The sequence below is a fragment of the Ruegeria sp. SATB045 genome, assembly GCF_059613525.1.
This window is the reverse complement of sequence record NZ_JBXWSR010000037.1, coordinates 232069-251530: the sequence shown is the minus strand read 5'-3', so window position 1 is coordinate 251530 and position 19462 is coordinate 232069. Positions and strand designations below refer to the sequence as shown.

The following is a 19462-nucleotide window of genomic DNA, read 5'->3' as shown; positions in this document are numbered from 1 at the left end:
GGGGGTGCCCTGACTCGCGAACAATTGAAGGAACGTGGCCATGCCGAGAAGAACCGACATCAAGTCGATCATGATCATCGGGGCGGGCCCCATTGTCATCGGTCAGGCATGCGAGTTCGACTATTCCGGCGCTCAGGCATGTAAAGCGCTGCGCGAAGAAGGCTACCGGGTCATTCTGGTGAACTCGAACCCTGCCACGATCATGACCGACCCCGGTCTGGCCGACGCCACCTATATCGAGCCGATCACCCCCGAAGTTGTTGCCAAGATCATCGAGAAAGAGCGCCCCGACGCGCTGCTGCCCACCATGGGCGGGCAGACCGGGCTGAACACTTCGCTGGCGCTGGAAGAGATGGGCGTGCTGGACAAGTTCGGCGTCGAGATGATCGGCGCCAAGCGTGACGCCATCGAGATGGCCGAAGACCGCGCGCTATTCCGCGAGGCGATGGACCGGCTGGGCATCGAAAACCCCAAGGCCGAGATTGTGACCGCCCCCAAGGACGCGGACGGCAAGAAAGATCTGGACGCGGGCGTGGCGCTGGCGCTTGAGACGCTGGAGACCGTCGGTCTGCCCGCCATCATCCGCCCCGCCTTTACATTGGGCGGCACCGGCGGCGGCGTGGCTTATAACCGCGAGGATTATATCCATATTTGCCGCACAGGCATGGATGCATCCCCCGTGGGTCAGATCCTGATCGACGAAAGCCTACTGGGCTGGAAAGAATATGAGATGGAGGTGGTGCGCGACACCGCCGACAACGCCATCATCGTCTGCTCCATCGAAAACGTCGACCCGATGGGCGTGCATACGGGTGACTCGATTACCGTGGCCCCTGCCCTGACATTGACCGACAAAGAATACCAGATCATGCGCAACCATTCGATTGCCGTGCTGCGCGAGATCGGGGTCGAGACCGGCGGATCGAACGTGCAATGGGCGATCAACCCCGTCGATGGCCGCATGGTCGTGATCGAGATGAACCCGCGCGTGTCGCGCTCGTCTGCGCTGGCGTCCAAGGCGACCGGCTTCCCGATTGCGAAAATCGCCGCGAAACTGGCCGTGGGCTACACGCTGGATGAGCTGGACAATGACATCACCAAGGTCACGCCTGCGTCCTTCGAGCCGACCATCGACTATGTCGTCACCAAAATCCCGAAATTCGCCTTCGAGAAGTTCCCCGGCTCGGAACCCTACCTGACCACCGCAATGAAATCGGTGGGTGAGGCCATGTCCATCGGCCGCACGATCCACGAATCGATGCAAAAGGCGCTGGCCTCGATGGAATCTGGCCTGACCGGCTTTGATGAAATTGAAATCCCCGGCCTGAACGTTGGCCTATGGGATGAAGCCGACGACAAGGCCGCCGTGATCAAGGCCATCAGCCAACAGACACCGGATCGCCTACGCACCATCGCGCAGGCCATGCGCCATGGTCTGACCGACGATGAGATTTTCGGCGTAACCAAGTTCGACCCGTGGTTCCTTGCCCGCATCCGCGAGATAATCGACGCCGAGCGTCAGGTCCGCAAAGAGGGACTGCCCGTCACCGAAGACGGTATCCGCAAACTGAAAATGCTGGGCTTCACCGACGCGCGTCTGGGCAACCTGACTGGCCGGGACGAGGCCAATATCCGCCGCGCCCGCCGCAACCTTGGTGTGCACGCTGTATTCAAGCGCATCGACACCTGCGCCGCCGAGTTCGAGGCGCAGACACCCTATATGTACTCGACCTATGAGGCCCCGATGATGGGCGAGGTCGAATGCGAAGCCCGCCCAAGCGACCGTAAAAAGGTTGTCATCCTCGGCGGTGGTCCCAACCGGATCGGTCAGGGAATAGAGTTCGACTATTGCTGCTGTCACGCATGTTTCGCGCTGACCGAACAGGGCTATGAGACCATCATGGTCAACTGCAACCCCGAGACCGTCAGCACCGACTATGACACCTCGGACCGCCTGTACTTTGAGCCGCTGACCTTTGAACACGTCATGGAAATCCTGACCAAGGAACAGGAAAACGGCACGCTGCACGGTGTGATCGTTCAGTTCGGTGGTCAGACCCCGCTGAAACTGGCCAACGCGCTTGAGGCCGAAGGCATTCCTATCCTTGGCACCACGCCCGACGCCATCGACCTTGCCGAAGACCGCGAACGCTTCCAAGCGCTGGTCAACGAACTGGGCTTGAAACAGCCCAAGAACGGCATCGCCTCGACCGATGAACAGGCGCTTGAGATCGCGGACGAGATCGGTTTCCCGCTGGTGATCCGCCCTTCTTACGTGCTGGGCGGACGCGCAATGGAGATCGTGCGCGATATGGAGCAATTAAAACGTTATATTAACGAGGCCGTAGTGGTCTCGGGCGATAGCCCCGTTTTGCTGGACAGCTATCTGGCCGGCGCGGTCGAACTGGATGTCGATGCGCTGTGCGACGGCGCTGATGTGCATGTGGCCGGCATTATGCAGCATATCGAAGAGGCCGGTGTGCATTCGGGCGACTCGGCCTGTTCACTTCCGCCTTACTCGCTGTCCAAAGATATCCTCGACCAGGTCAAGGATCAGGCGTTCAAACTGGCCAAGGCGCTGAACGTCGTGGGCCTGATGAACGTGCAGTTCGCGATCAAGGACGATGAAATCTACCTGATCGAAGTGAACCCCCGTGCTTCGCGGACCGTGCCGTTCGTCGCCAAGGCGACCGACAGCGCGATTGCGTCCATCGCGGCGCGTATCATGGCTGGTGAGAAGCTCTCGACCTTCCCGATGCGCCCTGCCTACAAAGAAGGTCAAGACACCAAGATTGCCGACCAGATGACGCTGGCCGACCCGGACATGCCGTGGTTCTCGGTGAAAGAGGCGGTGCTGCCCTTCGCCCGCTTCCCCGGTGTCGACACCATTCTGGGGCCGGAAATGCGCTCGACCGGCGAGGTCATGGGCTGGGACCGCGACTTCCCGCGTGCCTTCCTCAAGGCGCAGATGGGCGCTGGTATGGTTCTGCCGTCTGAGGGCCGCGCATTTATCTCGATCAAGGATGCCGACAAAACACCCTCGATGCTTGAGGCGGCGCAGGTGCTGACGGCACAGGGCTTTACGCTGGTTGCCACGCGCGGCACGCAATCATGGCTGGCGAAACAGGGTGTGGCCTGCGACGTAGTCAACAAGGTCTATGAAGGTCGTCCGGACGTGGCAGACATGTTGAAAGACGGTCAGGTACAATTGGTGATGAACACCACTGAAGGTGCGCAGGCGGTCGAAGACAGCAAAGCCATCCGGTCGATCGCGCTCTATGACAAGATCCCCTATTTCACCACAGCGGCCGCCAGCCATGCAGCCGCTTTGGCGATCAAGGCGCAGGCCGAGGGCGATGTCGAGGTCAAATCTCTTCAGGGCTGACCCCCGCACCAGAATAAAGCAAAGCCCCCGGTCGATGACCGGGGGTTTTTCATTTAAACAACAGGTTGCGGCGCGGACTTTCGCCGGTATTCCGGCAGGAAGAACACCATGTAGAACACCGGCGCCGCCACCATGGTCAGGATCGTGGCAAAAGCCAGTCCGCCCATGATCGTCACCGCCATCGATTTGAAGAATGCATCCGTCAACAGCGGCGCCATCCCAAGAATGGTGGTGATCGCTGCCAGCATCACAGGACGCAGACGCGAGACCGAGGCTTCAATGATCGACTCGCGCAGCCCTTTGCCGGTTTCGCGTACCAGATCGATCTCTTCGACCAGAACGATTCCGTTCTTGATCAACATCCCCGAGAGACTCAGCAGCCCAAGCAGCGCCGTAAACGTGAAGGGCAATCCGGTGCCCAGCAAGCCCAAGACCACCCCATTGACCGACATAGGCACAAGCAACCAGATGATGATCGGCTGACGGATCGCGTTAAAGATCAGCACCGAGATCAGCACCATGATCAGCAAGCTCAGCGGCAGTTGACGCCCAAGGCTTTCATTCGCTTCGCCGGCATTTTCGAACTCACCACCCCATTCCATCCGATACCCTGCAGGAAGGTCCATGCTTTCGATGGCCTCACGGACCTCGGAATGGACCTGAGCCGCCGTGAATCCCGCCGGAATATCCGCGCCAACTGTGATGGTCAGAACCCTGTCCCTTCGGTGCACAAGCGTGTTCAACGCCTTGTATTCGAACCCATCCACCATCTGTTCGATAGGAACAAAGCGCTCGGATTGGTCCGAGAACACGACCTGGTCCACGATCGAATAATCTCCGTCCGCCGGTCGACGCAGGATGATCGGGATCAGGCGATCCCTTTCGCGGAAAACGCCGCCCGTGATTCCATCGGTCGAAAACTGTAGCGTGGCCGCAATATCCTCGCGCGTAACACCCGCCGTCTGCGCACGTTCGGTCGCATAGATCGGCTGGACGGCCAACGACTTTTCACGCCAGTCATGATGAACGTGTAGCGCGTTTTGCGACGCATCCCGCATCCGCAACACAGCCTCATCCGCAAGCTGGCGCAGCACAACCGGGTCACTGCCCGAGAAGCGGGCCTGGATCGGATCGCCTCCACCCGGACCAAAGATCAGTCGTCTTGTACGAAACTTTCCTTCAGGAAATTGCGCCTGACCAAATTCCGCAAGTTCGGCACGCAGCGGGGGGATGTCCTCCAGCGTCCTGGTACGGATGATCAGGTGGCCGTAACTTGGATTGGGTTTTTCTGCCTCATAAGTTAGCAGGAAACGGGTCGCGCCCTGCCCGACAAAGGTGGCGACGGACACTACATCATCCCGGTTGGCCAGCCACTCTTCGAAAACCGCCATATCCTCAGCGGTCCGCGCGATCGGCGTTCCTTGCGGCAGGTTGTAATGGACGAAGAACAGCGGCGTGTTCGAGTCGGGAAAGAACTGCTGTTTCACCAGCCCGAACCCGGCAAAGCATGCCACGGTGACAGACATCAACAAGGCAATCACCAACCAGCGGAACCGCAATGCCCATCTTAGGATCGCTCCGTAGACGCGGAACATGATACCGCCATAGGCATCAATTGCACCAGCTTTACCCTGCTTGAAAAAGTAATGTCCCAGCATCGGAGTAACCGTCAGGGCCAGAATCCAGCTCAGCAAAAGTGATATTCCGATGACGGCAAACAGCGAGAACATGAACTCTCCGGTCGCGTCCGGGCTTAAGCCTATCCCGGCGAAAGCCATGATGCCGATGATGGTCGCCCCCAAAAGCGGAATTTGGGTTTTGGACGCGGCCTCGTCCGCTGCATCGCGCGAGTTTTTGCCCCGCAACATTGCGATTTGCATTCCTTCGGCGACCACGATGGCGTTGTCGACCAGCATACCCATCGCAATAATCAGGGCCCCTAGGGAAATCCGTTCCATCTCGATGGAAAACAGCGCCATGAACAGCAACGTCCCGACAACGGTCAGCAACAGCGTCGAGCCGACGACAATCGCGGCCCGCCAACCCATGAACAAGGCCAGGACAAGAACGACGATTGCCACCGACATCGCAAGGTTCAACAGAAAATCGTTCGAGGCTTGCTCGACGACCACGTGCTGCTGATAGATCGGCAGGATTTCGACACCGTAGGGGATTTGCCCGTCAAGTTCGGCAAATTTCTCGTCTGCGCGCTTGCCAACCTCGACAATGTTCTCGGTCGACAGCCCCGCAATGCCCAGCGTAAAGGCTTCTTCCCCGTTAAAGCGGATGATGACATCCGGGTCGGTCTGGCGGCCGCGGTACACATTTGACATGTCAAACAGGTTGATCACCTGCCCCTGCGACCCAACGGACAGACCCGCAATGGCCGAAACAGTGTCGGAGCCTTCGGCGGTCAGGACCGTTGTTCGGTCATCTGCAGACCGCAACGAGCCTGATGCGTTCACCGAATCCGCATTGGCAATCGCATCGTTGATTGCCTGCAGCGGCACGTTCTGATTGACCGAGATTGCCAAGTCCGGTTCGACGAAAATCGCCTCTTGCGGCAGGCCCATGACTTCGACATCGGCCACTCCTTCGACCGTCAGCAATTCGCGCCGCAGAAACGTGGATAGTTCGTGTTTTTCAGCGTCCGAAAAGCCATCCGCAGTGACTGCATAGAAAAGGCCGAACACGTCGCCGAATCCATCGTTGACCAGCGGCTGGCCGACTCCGGACGGCAACGCCCGGGCTGCGTCGCGAACCTTGGCGCGCAGCTTGGTCCAGACTTCGGGCAGCTCGGTACCGTCATAGGTTGACTTGATCTCAACCTCGATCAGCGAAAATCCCGGCTGGTTGAGCGAGGTGATGGTTTTGACCTCTCCCATCTGCTGAATGGCGGATTCCAGTGGCTCCGATACCTCCAGAGCCACCTGCTCGGCCGTTGCGCCGGGATACTGCGTGGCGATGACAGCATTCTTGATGGTAAAGGCCGGGTCCTCCAGTCGCCCAAGCGACAGAAAACCCCAGATGCCGCCGAACAAGGCGATCAGGATGATCAACCACGTATAGATTGGCCGGTCTATGGATGCGCGTGCGATATTCATGCGTCCGCCCCTTAGTTCGCAAAGCCGGCAAAGCGGCGTACGGCTTGCCCGTCGATCAGCGCTCCGCCTCCGGCAACCACGATTTCATCGCCATCCTCCAGCCCGGACAGGACGCTTACGTCACCCGATGCCGTGGGTTCAATGGTCACGGGGACCCATTTGACACTGCCTTCATCCGCGCCGACGGGCGAAAAGACAAAGACACCCAAAACACCTTCCGCATCCGCAACAACCGCTGTGGCCGGAACAACGATACCTGTACGTTGGTCCTGCACCTGCACATTCACCGTTACCGATGACCCAGGAAGAATCTGCAGACCTTCTGGCGGTGTCAGGCCGAATTGAATACGGAAAGTCTGACCGACGCTCGACGACTCGGCGTCGAATTCCCGAATTTGCAGAGGGAATACTTCGTCACTGACAGGGAATTTCGCCGTGATGGTGATGTCATCCTGCTGGCCCGAGCGCTGGAACAAAATCTCGGGCACGTCGACTTCGATGCGTAGCTCGGACATGTCATGGATACGCACAATCGGTGTCCCCGCCGAGACGGTCGTAAAGGATTCCACTGCCCGGCTTGAAACCAGAGCATCAAAGGGGGCTGTTAGCGTTGCCTGCTCTAGATCATAAAGCGCATCGCGCACCGCAATATCCGCCAGCTGAGCCGCTGTCTCGGCATCATCCACAGCAACTTGACTTGCTGCAGTTCCCCGCAGACGGGACAAGCGCGCCAGCGTCCGGTCCGCCTGATCTTTCTGCAGCACAGCCCGGTCGTAGCGACGCTGGAATGGTTCACGATCCAGTTCCGCAATCAATTCGCCTTTGGGAATCACGAAACCTTCGGTTACCGGCATATCAACGATTTGCCCCGCCACCTGAAAAGCCAGATCAACCGTCTGTCGCGCTGCGACCCGGCCAAAGAACTGCCGCGAAAACCCGGGCGCAGTTTCTTGCACAACCATCAGCTTGACCGGCTTGGCAGCACTTTCTGCCATGGCCGTGGTGGCCAGCATGGTCAGGGCGAGGCCCAAAACAGAGATCAATTTCATTTCTTCAACCCCTCGGGTATTCCCGTTTTCAGAATGTTTTCCCGGATTTTCCGGGCAAGCCGGGCAAATTCGGCCGTTTCATCAGGCGTCAAACCGGATGCGCGCTGAAACAGCGCCCCGGCCTCGGCCACCAAAGTCTGGCGCATCGCCAACCCCTTGTCGGACAACACCAACAGCAAGGCTCGACGATCGTCCGGATCGCGCTCTCGCGTCAGGTATCCTGCCGTTTCCAAAGCATCAGCGGTAGACGTGATTGTGGATGGCACCGTCAGCATATCCGCCGCCAAAACGCCCATACGCTTGGGTTGGTCCAGCTTTATCACCATGTGACACTCTTGATGGGTCAGTTCGACCTCCATCAAATCAAAGCTTTCTTCCAGCTTCCAATAGAGGGCATAGACCCCCATCATGGCCTGCATTTCGGGGCTTAGTCGCTTTACCAGTGCGCTGTCGTCGAATGTCATGTGCCGAATCCGTTGCCGTTCACGGGGCGTCATATACTTCAAAAAATGAACTATTCAAGATTTGAAGCGCATTGACACCGCAACTTTGATATTCCCTTGGGTCAATCTCTCTTGAACTAACCTTGCGTTGACTGCATTTTGGGCAAATCCGAAAAACGCAGGGGCAACAATGTATACGCCAGCAATCACCGGCACCGGTGTGTTCACGCCAGACAACGTCATCACCAACGCGGAACTTGTTGCCGCCTTTAATGCATACGCCGATAAGGTGAATGCCGAAAATGCCGACGCGATTGCTTCGGGTGAAGTGGAACCCCTGCAGCATTCATCGGAAGAGTTCATTCTCAAAGCGTCAGGCATCGAGAACCGGTATGTGATGGACAAGACCGGCGTGCTGGACCCCGACGTGATGCACCCCTTGCTGCGCCAGCGCAGTGATGATGAACCCGGCATCATGACTGAGATGGCCGTGGATGCTTGCAAAAAGGCGCTGGCCCAGGCCGGGCGCGCACCAGAAGATGTGGATCTGGTGATCTGCGCCGCCTCGAACCACGAACGGGCCTATCCGGCGATTGCGATCGAAATCCAGCAGGCGCTGGGGATCAAAGGCTTTGGCTTTGACATGAATGTCGCCTGTTCCTCGGCCACCTTCGGTATTCAGGCGGCCGCTGACATGATCAGGTCAGGGTCAGTGAAATCCGCGCTGGTGGTCAATCCCGAGATTTGCTCGGGCCATCTGGAGTGGCGCGACCGCGATTGCCATTTCATTTTCGGAGACGTAGCGACCGCCACCCTGATCGAGCGTGTTGAAGACGCAAATGGTCCCTATTTCGAAATCCTCTCCACCCGTTGCGCAACCGAGTTTTCGAACAACATTCGCAACAACAACGGCTACCTGCGCCGTTCGCGCCCCGATGGCGTAGTTGATCGCCGCGACATGCAATTCATGCAGAACGGCCGTAAAGTCTTCAAGGAAGTGCTTCCGATGGTCAGCAAGCACATTGCCGACCATATGGACTCCGAAGGGCTAAACAGCTCTGACCTGAAACGCCTGTGGCTACATCAGGCGAACAAGACGATGAACGATTTCATAGGCAAAAAAGTTCTGGGCCGCGAGCCCGAACCCGGCGAACAACCCAATATCTTGCAGGACTACGCCAACACGTCCTCAGCAGGGTCGATCATCGCATTCTCGAAATACTCGGATGATTTCGCGGATGGAGAAATCGGTCTGATCTGTTCCTTCGGGGCGGGGTATTCCGTAGGTTCGGTAATCGTGCGGCGGCACGGATAGTCAGCTCGATCCATCGCGCAACTCAAGAATTCAATTGCTCCAAAACCCTTTGGCGTGATGGATTGAAGTCAACTTGCCTTTGCACGCATTTGCTGAGTCAGCGACACCAATCATTCTGAGTTCACAAAATGGCAACCAAACCTAAAGCACGTGCGACTCTGGAAGATATCCTGGCATCTTGTTCGGACGTTCTTTTCCCGGAATCTCTCGGCGAAGCTCCGGTTTCTTTGAACAGCCGCGCGTCAAACGGTGATACTGCGTTGCACGCCGTTCTTTGGCGCGACGACACCTACGCGGCCCTGACGTTGATTGCCGCTGGCGCTGACGTAAACGCAGTCGGCGACATGTCGGAAACGCCCCTTCACGTCGCGGTTAAGAAACAAAACCTGAGCGTTATTGAAGCGCTTTTGAAAGCGGGTGCTGATCCCCTTCTGAAATCGGAATTCGATCAGTCTGCAAAGGAATTAGCTGACGCGTTTGGTGGCGACCTTAAACGGCTTTTCGATTTCGATTAACGAAAAACCGGCGATCAACTCACGCTTTCTTCTTCCAGATGCAGCTTCATCTCGATCAGGACCTGTTGCAACAAGCTGGTCTCCTTCAACAGGCGCTTGGCCTCGTTGACGGTGATGATGCCGTCTTCAATAGCAGCTTGATATTCGGTCATCAGCATTGCAAACCGTTGGCTTAAGGCGATGACATCCGAATTCACACCTCCGGTCCTGGGGGTATCCGTATTACGGCCATCATAGGACAGCGTGATATTCTTAAGATCCGCCAGGGCCGAGGTCACATGCGGAAAGTTCGAGACGGCCTCGAGCCGAGCAACCGCATCGACTGGCATAAAACGGTCCGCATGTTCCGCGTTGTCCGAGTAGTACCGACCCAATGTTGCCTTGGACTTGCCTGTAATCTCGCAGGCCGATTCAATGCCGACGTCTTTTACCAACGCCTCGGTATGTTTTTTCAGATAAGCCCCGATATCTGCCATGTTTCAACCTTTACTGCCTGGCTTTCCCACGACATCTGCCACTATGGGGGAAAGGGTAAGGAAATTTCCCATACTCGAGTCATAATTGAAATGCCATAAATTGACTATCCCTCAGATATGCAGGGATTTTGTGAGTGAGTGGCGGCGTTTCCAGCCGGTAATGAGTGTTTGCAAGGCGGTTTTCTGGTCTTGCTCTGTTTTGGCCGCATGATGGCCGACGGCGTCGCTGTTGTTGACGTGGGGGTATCCATCCCCAATGAGCTTTCGCTCGACCCTTGCAACGACAACGGCGACGTCGCTTATTTCTGAGAATTTGGTTACTTGCCCATGCGGATCAGGCGTTTTAGACCCGGGCACATGGCAAAACTGTACTTCAACTATTCAACCATGAACGCGGGCAAATCGACCGTGTTGTTGCAGGCCTCGCACAACTATCGTGAACGCGGCATGGACACCTATCTTATGACCGCACAGCTTGACGGTCGCGCGGGCGTGGGCAAGATCGCCTCGCGCATTGGCATATCTGCAGATGCCGACACGTTCGGGGCAGAAGATAATGTGTTCGACATGATCGAGAGCCGTCTGGCGCAGGGTAAGGTGGCCTGCGTGTTTGTGGACGAGGCACAGTTTCTGACCCGCGATCAGGTCTGGCAGCTGGCCAGTGCCGTGGATGATCTGAACGTACCGGTTCTTGCCTATGGGTTACGGGTAGATTTTCAGGGACAGCTGTTTCCCGGCTCTGCAGCCCTCTTGGCCTTGGCGGATGAGATGCGCGAAGTTCGAACGATTTGCGAATGTGGGCGCAAGGCCACAATGGTCATCCGTCAGGACGCGCACGGGAATACGATCACCGAAGGAGCACAGGTTCAGATCGGCGGGAACGAAACCTATGTCTCACTCTGCCGCCGACACTGGCGCGAAGCGATGGGCTCTTAAACCGGCGTCAGCAGCGCCCGGCCTGCGATAAAGGCCGCAACATTGTCCAGCGCCAGGTAACCCATATCGGTGCGTACCTCTTCAGTGGCGGTACCCAGATGCGGGCACAGGGTCACGTTCTCCATGTCGATCAGCGCCTGCGGAACCTTGGGTTCGAATTCGTATACATCCAGCCCCGCCCCTGCGATCTGCCCGGACTGAAGGGCTGCGATCAGGGCAGCCTCGTCCACGACTTCTCCGCGCGCGATATTGATCAGTAAGGCATTGGGGTTCATCGCCTCAAGTACCGGCGCATTGATCAGATGTTGAGTTTGCGCTCCACCGGGGACGGCCAGCACCAGAAAATCGACCGACGCGGCCAAAGCGGATAGATCGGGTACGAACTCTGCCGGGAATTCCAATTCCTTCGCACTACGCGACTGATAGGCAACCTGCATGGAAAACCCAAAGTGACAGCGCCGGGCAATGGCCTGTCCGATCCGACCCATGCCAACGATACCCACCCGCTTGCCGGTGACGTGGTGGCCCAGCATTTGCGCGGGATGCCAGCCATGCCAGCCCCCAGCCCTGACGATGCGTTCTCCTTCCCCGACACGGCGCGCGGTTGTCAGCAACAAAGTCATGGCGATATCGGCTGTGGCATCCGTAACGGCACCCGGCGTATTGGTGACCGCAATACCTGACGCGCTGGCCGCGTCCACGTCAATATGGTTGTAGCCGACGCCAAAATTGGCCAGCAGTTTGCAGCGCGGATCGGACACATCCGCGAATACCTGCGCCGAAAAAAGATCGCCAAGCGTTGGCATTACCACGTCGAATTCCGTCAAGGCCCGCCGCATCTCATCCGGTGTCAGTGGCGACGTTTCTTCGCGAATCTCCGCATCGAACTCCGTCCGTGCGCGCTCCATTACGGCGTCGGTCATGGGGCGTGTAATCAATAATTTCATCAGTGCATCCTCCCGCCGGTCGGAACCTCTCCATCCGGTCCGATCAGAACGATCTCGCCATTTTCGTCGGGCAGACCCAGAACCAGCACCTCGGACATGAACTTGCCTATCTGGCGCGGCGGGAAGTTCACCACGGCCATAACTTGCTTGCCCACCAGCGTAGCCGGATCGTAATGCGCGGTGATCTGGGCCGACGTCTTTCGCTCGCCGATCTCATCGCCGAAGTCGATCCACATCTTGATCGCCGGCTTACGGGCCTCGGGGTACGGCTCGGCGCGGATCACTTCACCCACGCGGATGTCGACCTTGAGAAAATCGTCGAAGGAAATCTCACTCACGGGACAGCTCCTTGGATCGGTCGGTCGCGGCTTTGACGGCGCGGTGCAGCAGGTCTGGGAAACCCTGTTCTTCGTGCATCAGCACCTCGAGCGCTGCCTGCGTGGTGCCATTGGGCGAGGTCACATTGACTCGCAGCTGCGCGGGGTCTTCGTCGGCGGTCATCGCAAGCGCGCCTGCCCCTGCAACAGTAGATTTGGCCAGCTTCATTGCCAGTTCATGCGGCAAGCCCTGCGCCTGCCCCGCAGCGGCCAGCGTTTCGATCAGGTGGAACACATAGGCCGGACCCGATCCGCTTAGGCCAGTCACTGCGTCCATCTGCGCCTCATCCGTCAGCCGGACAGTCTCACCAATCGCGGACAGCAGGTTTTCGGCCAGAGTCAAATCGGCCTCGGAGGCCTGTGCATTGCCGATCAGCGCCGTGATGCCCTGCCGGATTGCTGCAGGCGTATTCGGCATCGCCCGTACGATCGGCGTGCCCGCGCCCAACACAGATTCAAATGTGGAAATCGACGTCCCCGCCGCGACCGAGACGAACAGGCTTCCGCCCCCGCCCAGCTCTTTGATCGCGGGCAATGCTTCGCCCATCATCTGCGGTTTGACGGCCACAAGCACCACGGCTGGGGCTTCGGGCAACGGTGTGTTGATATTGACGCCTTGTGCTTTCAACCAGTCCGAGGGGTACGGATCCACGACCCAGACTGACGACGCTGGTAAGCCATGCTCTAGCCAGCCAGCCAACATGGCCGATCCCATCTTTCCGCATCCCAGAAGCACAAGCCCCTGTTCCGCGATGCGCGACATGTCCATGATTGCCCCTCCCCATTATCTGGCTTGGGGCAAAGCTTTACGCGCGGCCGTAAGCCTCTGCAATGGCGACTTGCATCGCATCTTCGGGATCACGATTGCCCCAAGTGACCAGCTGGATCGCCGGGTAATAGCGTTCAGCGCTCAGGACAGCTGCAGTGATCATCGTGTCGATCTGTTCCGGGCTGGCCGTCTGACCACCCGCCAGAACCAGACCATAGCGATAGACCATCAGTTTCTGGTTAGCCCAATAGGTAAACGCCCCGGCCCAGCACTGATCGTTCATCTTGTTCAGAAGCTCATACAGCTCGCTTTCCCGCTCGGATGGCGGGTCCATTTCGAACGAGCACACCATGCGCAGGGTTTCGTCATAGTTCGACCAGGCCAGAGTGATGGAATAGGTGCGCCACTGTCCTTCGACAGCCATGGCGATCTGATCATCGCCGATGCGATCAAAATCCCAGTCGTGATGTTCGGCCAGGTGTTCAACAATATCAATCGGATGAAGGTCTTCTTCGAGAAACTGCTCGGATAGGGCCATAATGCCACCTCACTTATCTCTAGCAATTCGGGGCTGGCAGCGCCCCAGCGCTAGTTGCCTGCTCTACAAGCCGGGCTTCCCCCATGTGCCTGTACTAAATATGGTGCGCCGCGCGCACCCATCTGGCAACCCTATTTATTGGGGATAACAGCAATAAGTTGTGGACGAACAGCAACGGAGATCAAAATATTGGCGCCGAGCACAGCTTTGTCTTGATTTGCGTTTGCAGGGCAGCAAAATGCACAACACCGCACAATCTGGCCTCAGATTGCGCGGCGTTCTCTTTATCTTCGAATCTGTGCTGAGACGTTACTTGTCCAGCTTTGCCTCAAGCGCGGCGATACGCTGTTCCAAGGCTGCGTTTTCTTCGCGCGCCTTTTGCGCCATGGCGCGGACCGCATCGAATTCTTCGCGGGTGACGAAATCGCGGTCCGCCAGCCAGCGGTCGATCATCGACTTCATCGCATTCTCGGCCTCTTCCCGCGCGCCCTGCGCCACGCCCATGGCGTTGGTCATCAGTTGGGAAACATCGTCGAGGATCTTGTTGCGGGTCTGCATGGTTTTTCTCCGAAATCGCGGTTGTTCTCTATATGGGTAAACTTTGCGTCAGGCTCAAGGTTGACTTGCCCTGCAAAGCACGGGCAATGAGACGCACATGAAGGCTGTTCTGAATTTCCCCGATCTGTCGCCCGAACTGTTCTCGATCTCACTATTGGGGATGGAGTTCGCCCTACGTTGGTACGCGCTGGCTTATATCGCAGGCATCCTAATCGCGTGGAGGCTGGGGTCAGCGGCGCTGAAACGCCCCGCGCTTTGGGCGGATAACACGCCGCCGATGAAACCCCAGCAGCTTGAGGATCTGATCACTTGGATCATCCTTGGGGTGATTCTGGGTGGTCGACTTGGGTTCGTGCTGTTTTATCAGCGCGACTACTATCTTGCGAACCCGGCGGACATTTTGAAAGTCTGGCAGGGTGGCATGGCCTTTCACGGCGGTCTGCTGGGGGTGATTGTTGCCTCTTACATCTATGCGCGCCGTCACAAGATATCGGTACTGCCGCTGGCTGATCTCATTGCCCACACTGTTCCGCCGGGGTTACTGCTGGGACGGTTGGCCAACTTCATCAACGCCGAGCTTTGGGGCCGCCCCAGCGAGTTGCCATGGGCGGTAATCTTCCCCGGCCCTGCCGCGCAAGACTGCCCCGGTGTGCTGGTTGGCATGTGTGCACGTCATCCCTCGCAGCTTTACGAGGCCGCGCTGGAGGGGTTGCTGCTGGGGGCTGCGCTGCTGTGGCTGGTCTACCGCAAGGGCGCGCTGCGCAAACCCGGACTGGTTATGGGTGTGTTTCTGGCCGGGTATGGTGCGTCCCGGTTCATCGTTGAGTTCTTTCGGCAACCGGACGCACAGTTTATCTCGGCCGGAAACCCACTGGGACTGGCGTGGCCTATTGGCGAATATGGCCTGACCATGGGGCAGCTCTTGTCGCTGCCAATGATCGCGCTTGGCCTATGGTTCGCCCTGCGCGCGCGAAACGCGCGATGAGCCTGATTGACCATCTGCTGGAGCGCATCGCGCAAGACGGGCCGATGACCGTGGCCGACTACATGACCGAATGCCTGCTGCACCCGACGTATGGCTATTACACCACACGCGACCCGTTGGGTACGCAGGGCGATTTCGTCACCGCGCCTGAAATCAGTCAGATGTTCGGTGAATTAATCGGCCTAAGTCTGGCGCAAAGCTGGATGGATCAGGGGCACCCAGATCACTTCGTTCTGGCCGAGCTTGGGCCGGGGCGCGGAACTCTGATGGCGGACATCCTCCGGGCCACACGCGGGGTCCACGGGTTCCATGATGCGGCTGAAATCGTGTTATTCGAAGCCTCACCGACCTTGCGCGACATACAGGCAGAAACGTTGAAGGATTTTGCACCGCGCCGGATCACAACGCTCACCGACCTGCCCGACGCGCCCTTGTTTCTGGTCGCCAACGAGTTCTTTGACGCCCTGCCCATCCGCCAGTTCCTGCGCGACGGCCTGGCGTGGCGCGAGCGCCTTATCGGGGCTGAGGGCGAATCGCTGACCTTCGGACTGGGTGCTCAGGCGGATCAGGTCGCTCTGACGGACCGATTGCAAGACACGAAAGATGGCGATCTGGTTGAGCTTTGCGCGGCAGCTATCCCCATCCTAACCGTCATCGCAGGTCGAATCGCCAGCCACGGCGGTGCCGGTCTGATCGTGGATTATGGCGACTGGCATTCGCTGGGCGACACGTTTCAGGCCCTGCGCGGGCATGAGCGTGTGAATCCGCTGGATACACCCGGTCAGGCGGATCTGACCGCACATGTGGATTTCGAACCTCTTGCACTGGCAGCGCGTGCCGCCGGTTGCGCCCATTCCCGCCTGACCCCCCAGGGCGTGTTTCTGGAACGGCTTGGCATTACCGCCCGTGCGCAAGCTTTGGCCAAACCGCTCGGCGGGTCCGAGCTTGATACGCTGGTGGCAGCACATCGCAGGTTGACGCATCCCGAGGAAATGGGAAACCTGTTCAAAGTACTGGGGCTCTACCCCTCTTACGCGGCACCTCCACCGGGACTGGAACCATGACACTGGAAATACTGACCTCGGACATGCTGTCAGACGTACGCCACGGCTTTTTCAGCCGCCGTGGCGGAGCGTCATCAGGGGTGTTTTCCGGCTTGAATTGCGGCTACGGCTCGTCAGACCAGACCGAGGTTGTTTCGATCAACCGGGCGCGTGTAGCTCAGGCGATGGAAGTCGAGCCCGAAGCGCTGATTGGCGTACACCAGGTGCATTCTCCGACCGTGGTTAAGGTTGACGCCCCGATGAACGGCGAGCGTCCACGCGCGGACGCAGTGGTCACAGCCACTCCGGGCTTGGCCCTGACCATACTTACAGCGGATTGCCAGCCCGTTCTTTTTGCCGACACCCACGCAAACGTTATCGGCGCGGCCCACGCAGGGTGGCGCGGGGCTTTGGACGGCGTTCTCGAATCGACTCTGGACGCCATGGAAGAACTGGGGGCAAAGCGCGAAAACACGGTCGCTGTAATTGGCCCGTCGATTTCGCAACAAGCATACGAGGTCGGGCCTGAGTTCCTGGATGATTTCGTCGCAGAAACGCCAGAAAATCTGCGTTTCTTCGCAAATGGGGAAGGCGACAGGTTGCAATTTGACCTTCCCGCTTACGGTTTGCATCGCCTTCGACAGGCAGGCGTAGGCCAAGCTGAATGGACCCGGCACTGCACCTATTCAGACCCCGACAGATTCTATTCCTACCGGCGATCTACGCACGCCAAAGAAGCGGACTATGGCCGCCTTATTTCTGCAATCAAATTGTAGACCTAGACTGAATTGTGGCGATTTCGCCGCTTTTTTGCCACATTCTTTGTGTCTACCTGAGTCGTAACAAGTTGAGTTTTATTGTCCGCTCTCAGGTGTTTATCTGCCGATGCTCCAGCAGTGTGAGACAGTATGAAGAAAGAGGAGCTGCTAACCTTCATTTTGTCCTGAATTGATCCCGGATCAGCCTTATCGCTGCCTCAATATGGCGTCAGATTGGCATCCCAAAGGGAAATGGGGCCCAAAAACCCCAGAGGAGCAGGACCAGATCATGAAGGTAAAATCTCGCTTTCTGAGCGCCGTTGTCGCGGCGACCAACGAAAAGACGCCGGAGATGCCGTGGAAAAGCATTTCCAGCGACTCGGTCAGGGTTGCCCGTCGTTTGGCGGAAGGGGTCTGATCGTGACGCCCAGGGTACCAAGCTGCCGGTTCCAGGGGCCAAGACGCGCATCGGAGGGGTGCTCCGGCCCGATGCGTGACCTGCCGCAGGTATTTTCCGCGGTCAGGTTCAGGGGCGTTGTGTGCGCGGGTAATTTTCGCCGGCGTTGTTGTGAGTTTGTCTGGGGGGTCAAGATGTTGACCAAAGGTGTGCTGAATACCATCACGTTGCGACGTCGGTTTGACGCTCGCCCTGAGGTCGCCCTTTCATTCAAAACAAAGAAAAAGATCGGTCAGACGGGCCTGTACGGAGGGTTCAACCTGTCTGCACGGATGATAGAAGGGACGGAATAAAAATGCCTATTCCACATTCGCTTTCGCGCGCGGCCAAAAACGCCGTCGATACTTCGGCGATGCTGCGGGATGCGCCAAGGGACAAACCAAAGGCGCAACTGCGGCGCTATGAAGTGAGCGCGCTGCTGCCAAATGGCGATATCTCTCAGACCCGCCATATCGCGCCCGCTTTGCCGATGTTCGAGGACGCATTCTGCGCCTTTACCCGAGGATCTTTAATTGAGACGGAAACCGGCCCGCTCGCGATTGAGGACCTGCTGCCCGGCGATACGGTACTGACACAGGATGGCTCGTCTCAGACTGTGCTATGGAAAGGCTCTGTGACCCTGGTTCCCGGACGCGAGGATTCCCGAGGTCGGACTCGCCCTCTAACGCGGATTATGGCTGACACATTCGGGATGCAGAAACCTCTTTCAGGCGTTATCGCGGGCCCAGCGGCGCGGTTGGTTGGAACCCCGTCCCACCTGCGCCATCTGCACGGTAATGAGACCGTTTTGACCCCGGTTCACGAATTTCAGGACGGAATGAGCGTGGTCGAAACCTTGCCGCCAACGCCGATCGAACTGTTCCATATCTGTCTCAAGCGCCATTCGGTGATCAAGATCGACGGGCTGCAGTTCGAGACGTATCATCCCGGTGTCAATGCAGTTCGGATGATCAGCCATTCATTGCGCTCGATCTACCTGAACCTGTTCGCGCATGCCGATTCGCTGAATGATTTTGGTCCGCTGCTGATGCCGCGTGCTGGCGACGGAGAGGTGGACGCGATCACAGCGTAAATTTTTGTCAGTGCTGCAGAGTGGGGGCTTTATGCAGATTCTTTTGGGTTGGGTGCTGTTCCTGATCGTTACAGCGATTCTTCCGCCATGTTGTTCCGCACATAAACGGATGCGCTTCAGGCCATCCGGTTCATGCGTTCTTCCAGAACATCGAACGGCACACCGGGCTCGTCCTTAGCGCCTCGAATCACAAGCGATGTCTTAACACTGGCCACATTTGGGGTGGTCAGCAAATCGCCGGTCAGGAACCGCTGAAAACTGCTAAGGTCAGGGGCGACGCATTTCAGGATGAAATCAACCTCGCCATTCAGCATGTGGCATTCGCGAACCAAGGGCCAGTCACGGCACCGCTCTTCGAAGGCGCTCAGTTCCGTCTCGGCCTGACTTTCCAAACCAACGCTGGCAAAGACCTGAACTTCAAATCCCAACTCTCGCGCGTTCACTTCGGCGTGGTAGCCGCGGATCAGGCCGGATTCCTCAAGCGTACGAACACGCCGCAAACACGGAGGCGCAGAAATGCCGACACGTTTCGCAAGTTCGACATTGGTCATTCGACCGTCTGCCTGCAATTCCGCCAGAATTTTGCGGTCAATCTCATCCAGCCGTGTCGCGACCATAAAATGCTCCTGATTTTTCGGTTGTTATATCAGCACCCAGAAGATGCGCAATAATCTTTCGCGTTAGCGCAATATTCTTTATTTTAAACGCCCTATTTATAGGCGCCATTCGCGTGAC

General features: G+C 57.8%; 21 protein-coding genes. 11 read left to right on the top strand and 10 right to left on the bottom strand.

The genetic code is table 11. The annotated features are described in order from the left end of the window. The first annotated feature begins 40 nt into the window (after positions 1 to 40). On the top strand, positions 41 to 3385 hold the full coding sequence (carB, locus tag AC2FNR_RS20860; protein ID WP_496851212.1) for a carbamoyl-phosphate synthase large subunit: 3345 nt from the start codon (positions 41 to 43) through the stop codon (positions 3383 to 3385). A 53-nt stretch (positions 3386 to 3438) separates the two neighbouring features. On the opposite strand, the gene AC2FNR_RS20855 is transcribed toward carB, so the two are convergent. Genes AC2FNR_RS20855 through AC2FNR_RS20845 form a run of 3 tightly spaced genes read right to left on the bottom strand, consistent with a single transcriptional unit; the run spans position 3439 to position 8002 of the window. After that, a complete protein-coding gene (locus AC2FNR_RS20855; RefSeq protein WP_496851210.1) occupies positions 3439 to 6489 on the bottom strand; it encodes an efflux RND transporter permease subunit in 3051 nt (1016 codons plus the stop codon). Between the two features lie 11 nt (positions 6490 to 6500). After that, entirely contained in the window at positions 6501 to 7538 is a 1038-nt protein-coding gene (locus AC2FNR_RS20850) for an efflux RND transporter periplasmic adaptor subunit (protein ID WP_496851208.1), read from the bottom strand. Then, positions 7535 to 8002 carry a MarR family winged helix-turn-helix transcriptional regulator gene (locus AC2FNR_RS20845; RefSeq protein WP_496851207.1) on the bottom strand — a complete coding sequence of 156 codons (468 nt, stop codon included), beginning with the start codon at positions 8000 to 8002 and terminating at the stop codon, positions 7535 to 7537. The genes AC2FNR_RS20850 and AC2FNR_RS20845 overlap by 4 nt, the downstream gene beginning before the upstream one ends. Before the next feature lie 169 nt (positions 8003 to 8171). Between AC2FNR_RS20845 and AC2FNR_RS20840 the strand changes: the two genes are divergently transcribed. Next, complete coding sequence (locus tag AC2FNR_RS20840) at positions 8172 to 9296, top strand: beta-ketoacyl-ACP synthase III (RefSeq protein ID WP_496851205.1); 1125 nt, start codon at positions 8172 to 8174, stop codon at positions 9294 to 9296. Positions 9297 to 9424: 128 nt separating this feature from the next. Continuing rightward, positions 9425 to 9811, top strand: a complete 387-nt coding sequence (locus AC2FNR_RS20835) for an ankyrin repeat domain-containing protein (protein ID WP_496851203.1) — start codon at positions 9425 to 9427, stop codon at positions 9809 to 9811. Positions 9812 to 9825: 14 nt separating this feature from the next. On the opposite strand, the gene AC2FNR_RS20830 is transcribed toward AC2FNR_RS20835, so the two are convergent. Next, complete coding sequence (locus tag AC2FNR_RS20830) at positions 9826 to 10287, bottom strand: hypothetical protein (protein ID WP_068336404.1); 462 nt, start codon at positions 10285 to 10287, stop codon at positions 9826 to 9828. A gap of 138 nt (positions 10288 to 10425) precedes the next feature. Here AC2FNR_RS20830 and AC2FNR_RS20825 point away from each other — a divergent pair, with 138 nt between their 5' ends. Further along, on the top strand, positions 10426 to 10596 hold the full coding sequence (locus AC2FNR_RS20825; protein WP_496851201.1) for a hypothetical protein: 171 nt from the start codon (positions 10426 to 10428) through the stop codon (positions 10594 to 10596). Between the two features lie 48 nt (positions 10597 to 10644). Continuing rightward, positions 10645 to 11223 carry a thymidine kinase gene (locus AC2FNR_RS20820; RefSeq protein WP_496851200.1) on the top strand — a complete coding sequence of 193 codons (579 nt, stop codon included), beginning with the start codon at positions 10645 to 10647 and terminating at the stop codon, positions 11221 to 11223. Here AC2FNR_RS20820 and AC2FNR_RS20815 read toward each other — a convergent pair. The 5 genes from AC2FNR_RS20815 to AC2FNR_RS20795 all read right to left on the bottom strand — a co-directional run bounded on the left by AC2FNR_RS20815 (position 11220) and on the right by AC2FNR_RS20795 (position 14412). Next, the gene (locus tag AC2FNR_RS20815; protein ID WP_496851198.1) at positions 11220 to 12170 is read right to left on the bottom strand and encodes a 2-hydroxyacid dehydrogenase; all 951 of its coding nucleotides are present in this window, start codon (positions 12168 to 12170) and stop codon (positions 11220 to 11222) included. The two genes, AC2FNR_RS20820 and AC2FNR_RS20815, sit on opposite strands and share 4 nt — an antisense overlap. Next, positions 12170 to 12508: a tRNA-binding protein gene (locus AC2FNR_RS20810; protein ID WP_170352363.1), complete on the bottom strand. Its 339-nt coding sequence runs from the start codon at positions 12506 to 12508 to the stop codon at positions 12170 to 12172. The genes AC2FNR_RS20815 and AC2FNR_RS20810 overlap by 1 nt, the downstream gene beginning before the upstream one ends. After that, complete coding sequence (gene proC / locus AC2FNR_RS20805) at positions 12501 to 13316, bottom strand: pyrroline-5-carboxylate reductase (RefSeq protein ID WP_496851196.1); 816 nt, start codon at positions 13314 to 13316, stop codon at positions 12501 to 12503. The genes AC2FNR_RS20810 and proC overlap by 8 nt, the downstream gene beginning before the upstream one ends. A gap of 37 nt (positions 13317 to 13353) precedes the next feature. Further along, complete coding sequence (locus tag AC2FNR_RS20800) at positions 13354 to 13854, bottom strand: type III secretion system chaperone family protein (protein ID WP_170352361.1); 501 nt, start codon at positions 13852 to 13854, stop codon at positions 13354 to 13356. Between the two features lie 309 nt (positions 13855 to 14163). After that, a complete protein-coding gene (locus AC2FNR_RS20795) occupies positions 14164 to 14412 on the bottom strand; it encodes an accessory factor UbiK family protein (protein ID WP_170352360.1) in 249 nt (82 codons plus the stop codon). Positions 14413 to 14509: 97 nt separating this feature from the next. Here AC2FNR_RS20795 and lgt point away from each other — a divergent pair, with 97 nt between their 5' ends. The 6 genes from lgt (at position 14510) to AC2FNR_RS20765 (ending at position 18727) form a co-directional block, all read left to right on the top strand. Next, on the top strand, positions 14510 to 15397 hold the full coding sequence (gene lgt / locus AC2FNR_RS20790) for a prolipoprotein diacylglyceryl transferase (RefSeq protein WP_496851193.1): 888 nt from the start codon (positions 14510 to 14512) through the stop codon (positions 15395 to 15397). Then, positions 15394 to 16461, top strand: a complete 1068-nt coding sequence (locus AC2FNR_RS20785; protein WP_496851191.1) for a class I SAM-dependent methyltransferase — start codon at positions 15394 to 15396, stop codon at positions 16459 to 16461. Before lgt ends, AC2FNR_RS20785 begins: the two co-directional genes overlap by 4 nt. Further along, the gene (pgeF, locus tag AC2FNR_RS20780) at positions 16458 to 17216 is read left to right on the top strand and encodes a peptidoglycan editing factor PgeF (RefSeq protein WP_170352358.1); all 759 of its coding nucleotides are present in this window, start codon (positions 16458 to 16460) and stop codon (positions 17214 to 17216) included. The genes AC2FNR_RS20785 and pgeF overlap by 4 nt, the downstream gene beginning before the upstream one ends. Positions 17217 to 17487: 271 nt before the next feature. Next, a complete protein-coding gene (locus AC2FNR_RS20775) occupies positions 17488 to 17616 on the top strand; it encodes a hypothetical protein (RefSeq protein ID WP_269149638.1) in 129 nt (42 codons plus the stop codon). A gap of 173 nt (positions 17617 to 17789) precedes the next feature. Continuing rightward, positions 17790 to 17948: a hypothetical protein gene (locus AC2FNR_RS20770; RefSeq protein WP_170352357.1), complete on the top strand. Its 159-nt coding sequence runs from the start codon at positions 17790 to 17792 to the stop codon at positions 17946 to 17948. A gap of 2 nt (positions 17949 to 17950) precedes the next feature. Next, positions 17951 to 18727, top strand: a complete 777-nt coding sequence (locus AC2FNR_RS20765) for a Hint domain-containing protein (protein ID WP_170352356.1) — start codon at positions 17951 to 17953, stop codon at positions 18725 to 18727. 116 nt (positions 18728 to 18843) lie between these two features. On the opposite strand, the gene AC2FNR_RS20760 is transcribed toward AC2FNR_RS20765, so the two are convergent. Further along, positions 18844 to 19344 carry an Lrp/AsnC family transcriptional regulator gene (locus AC2FNR_RS20760; RefSeq protein ID WP_170352355.1) on the bottom strand — a complete coding sequence of 167 codons (501 nt, stop codon included), beginning with the start codon at positions 19342 to 19344 and terminating at the stop codon, positions 18844 to 18846. Between the last annotated feature and the right edge of the window lie 118 nt (positions 19345 to 19462).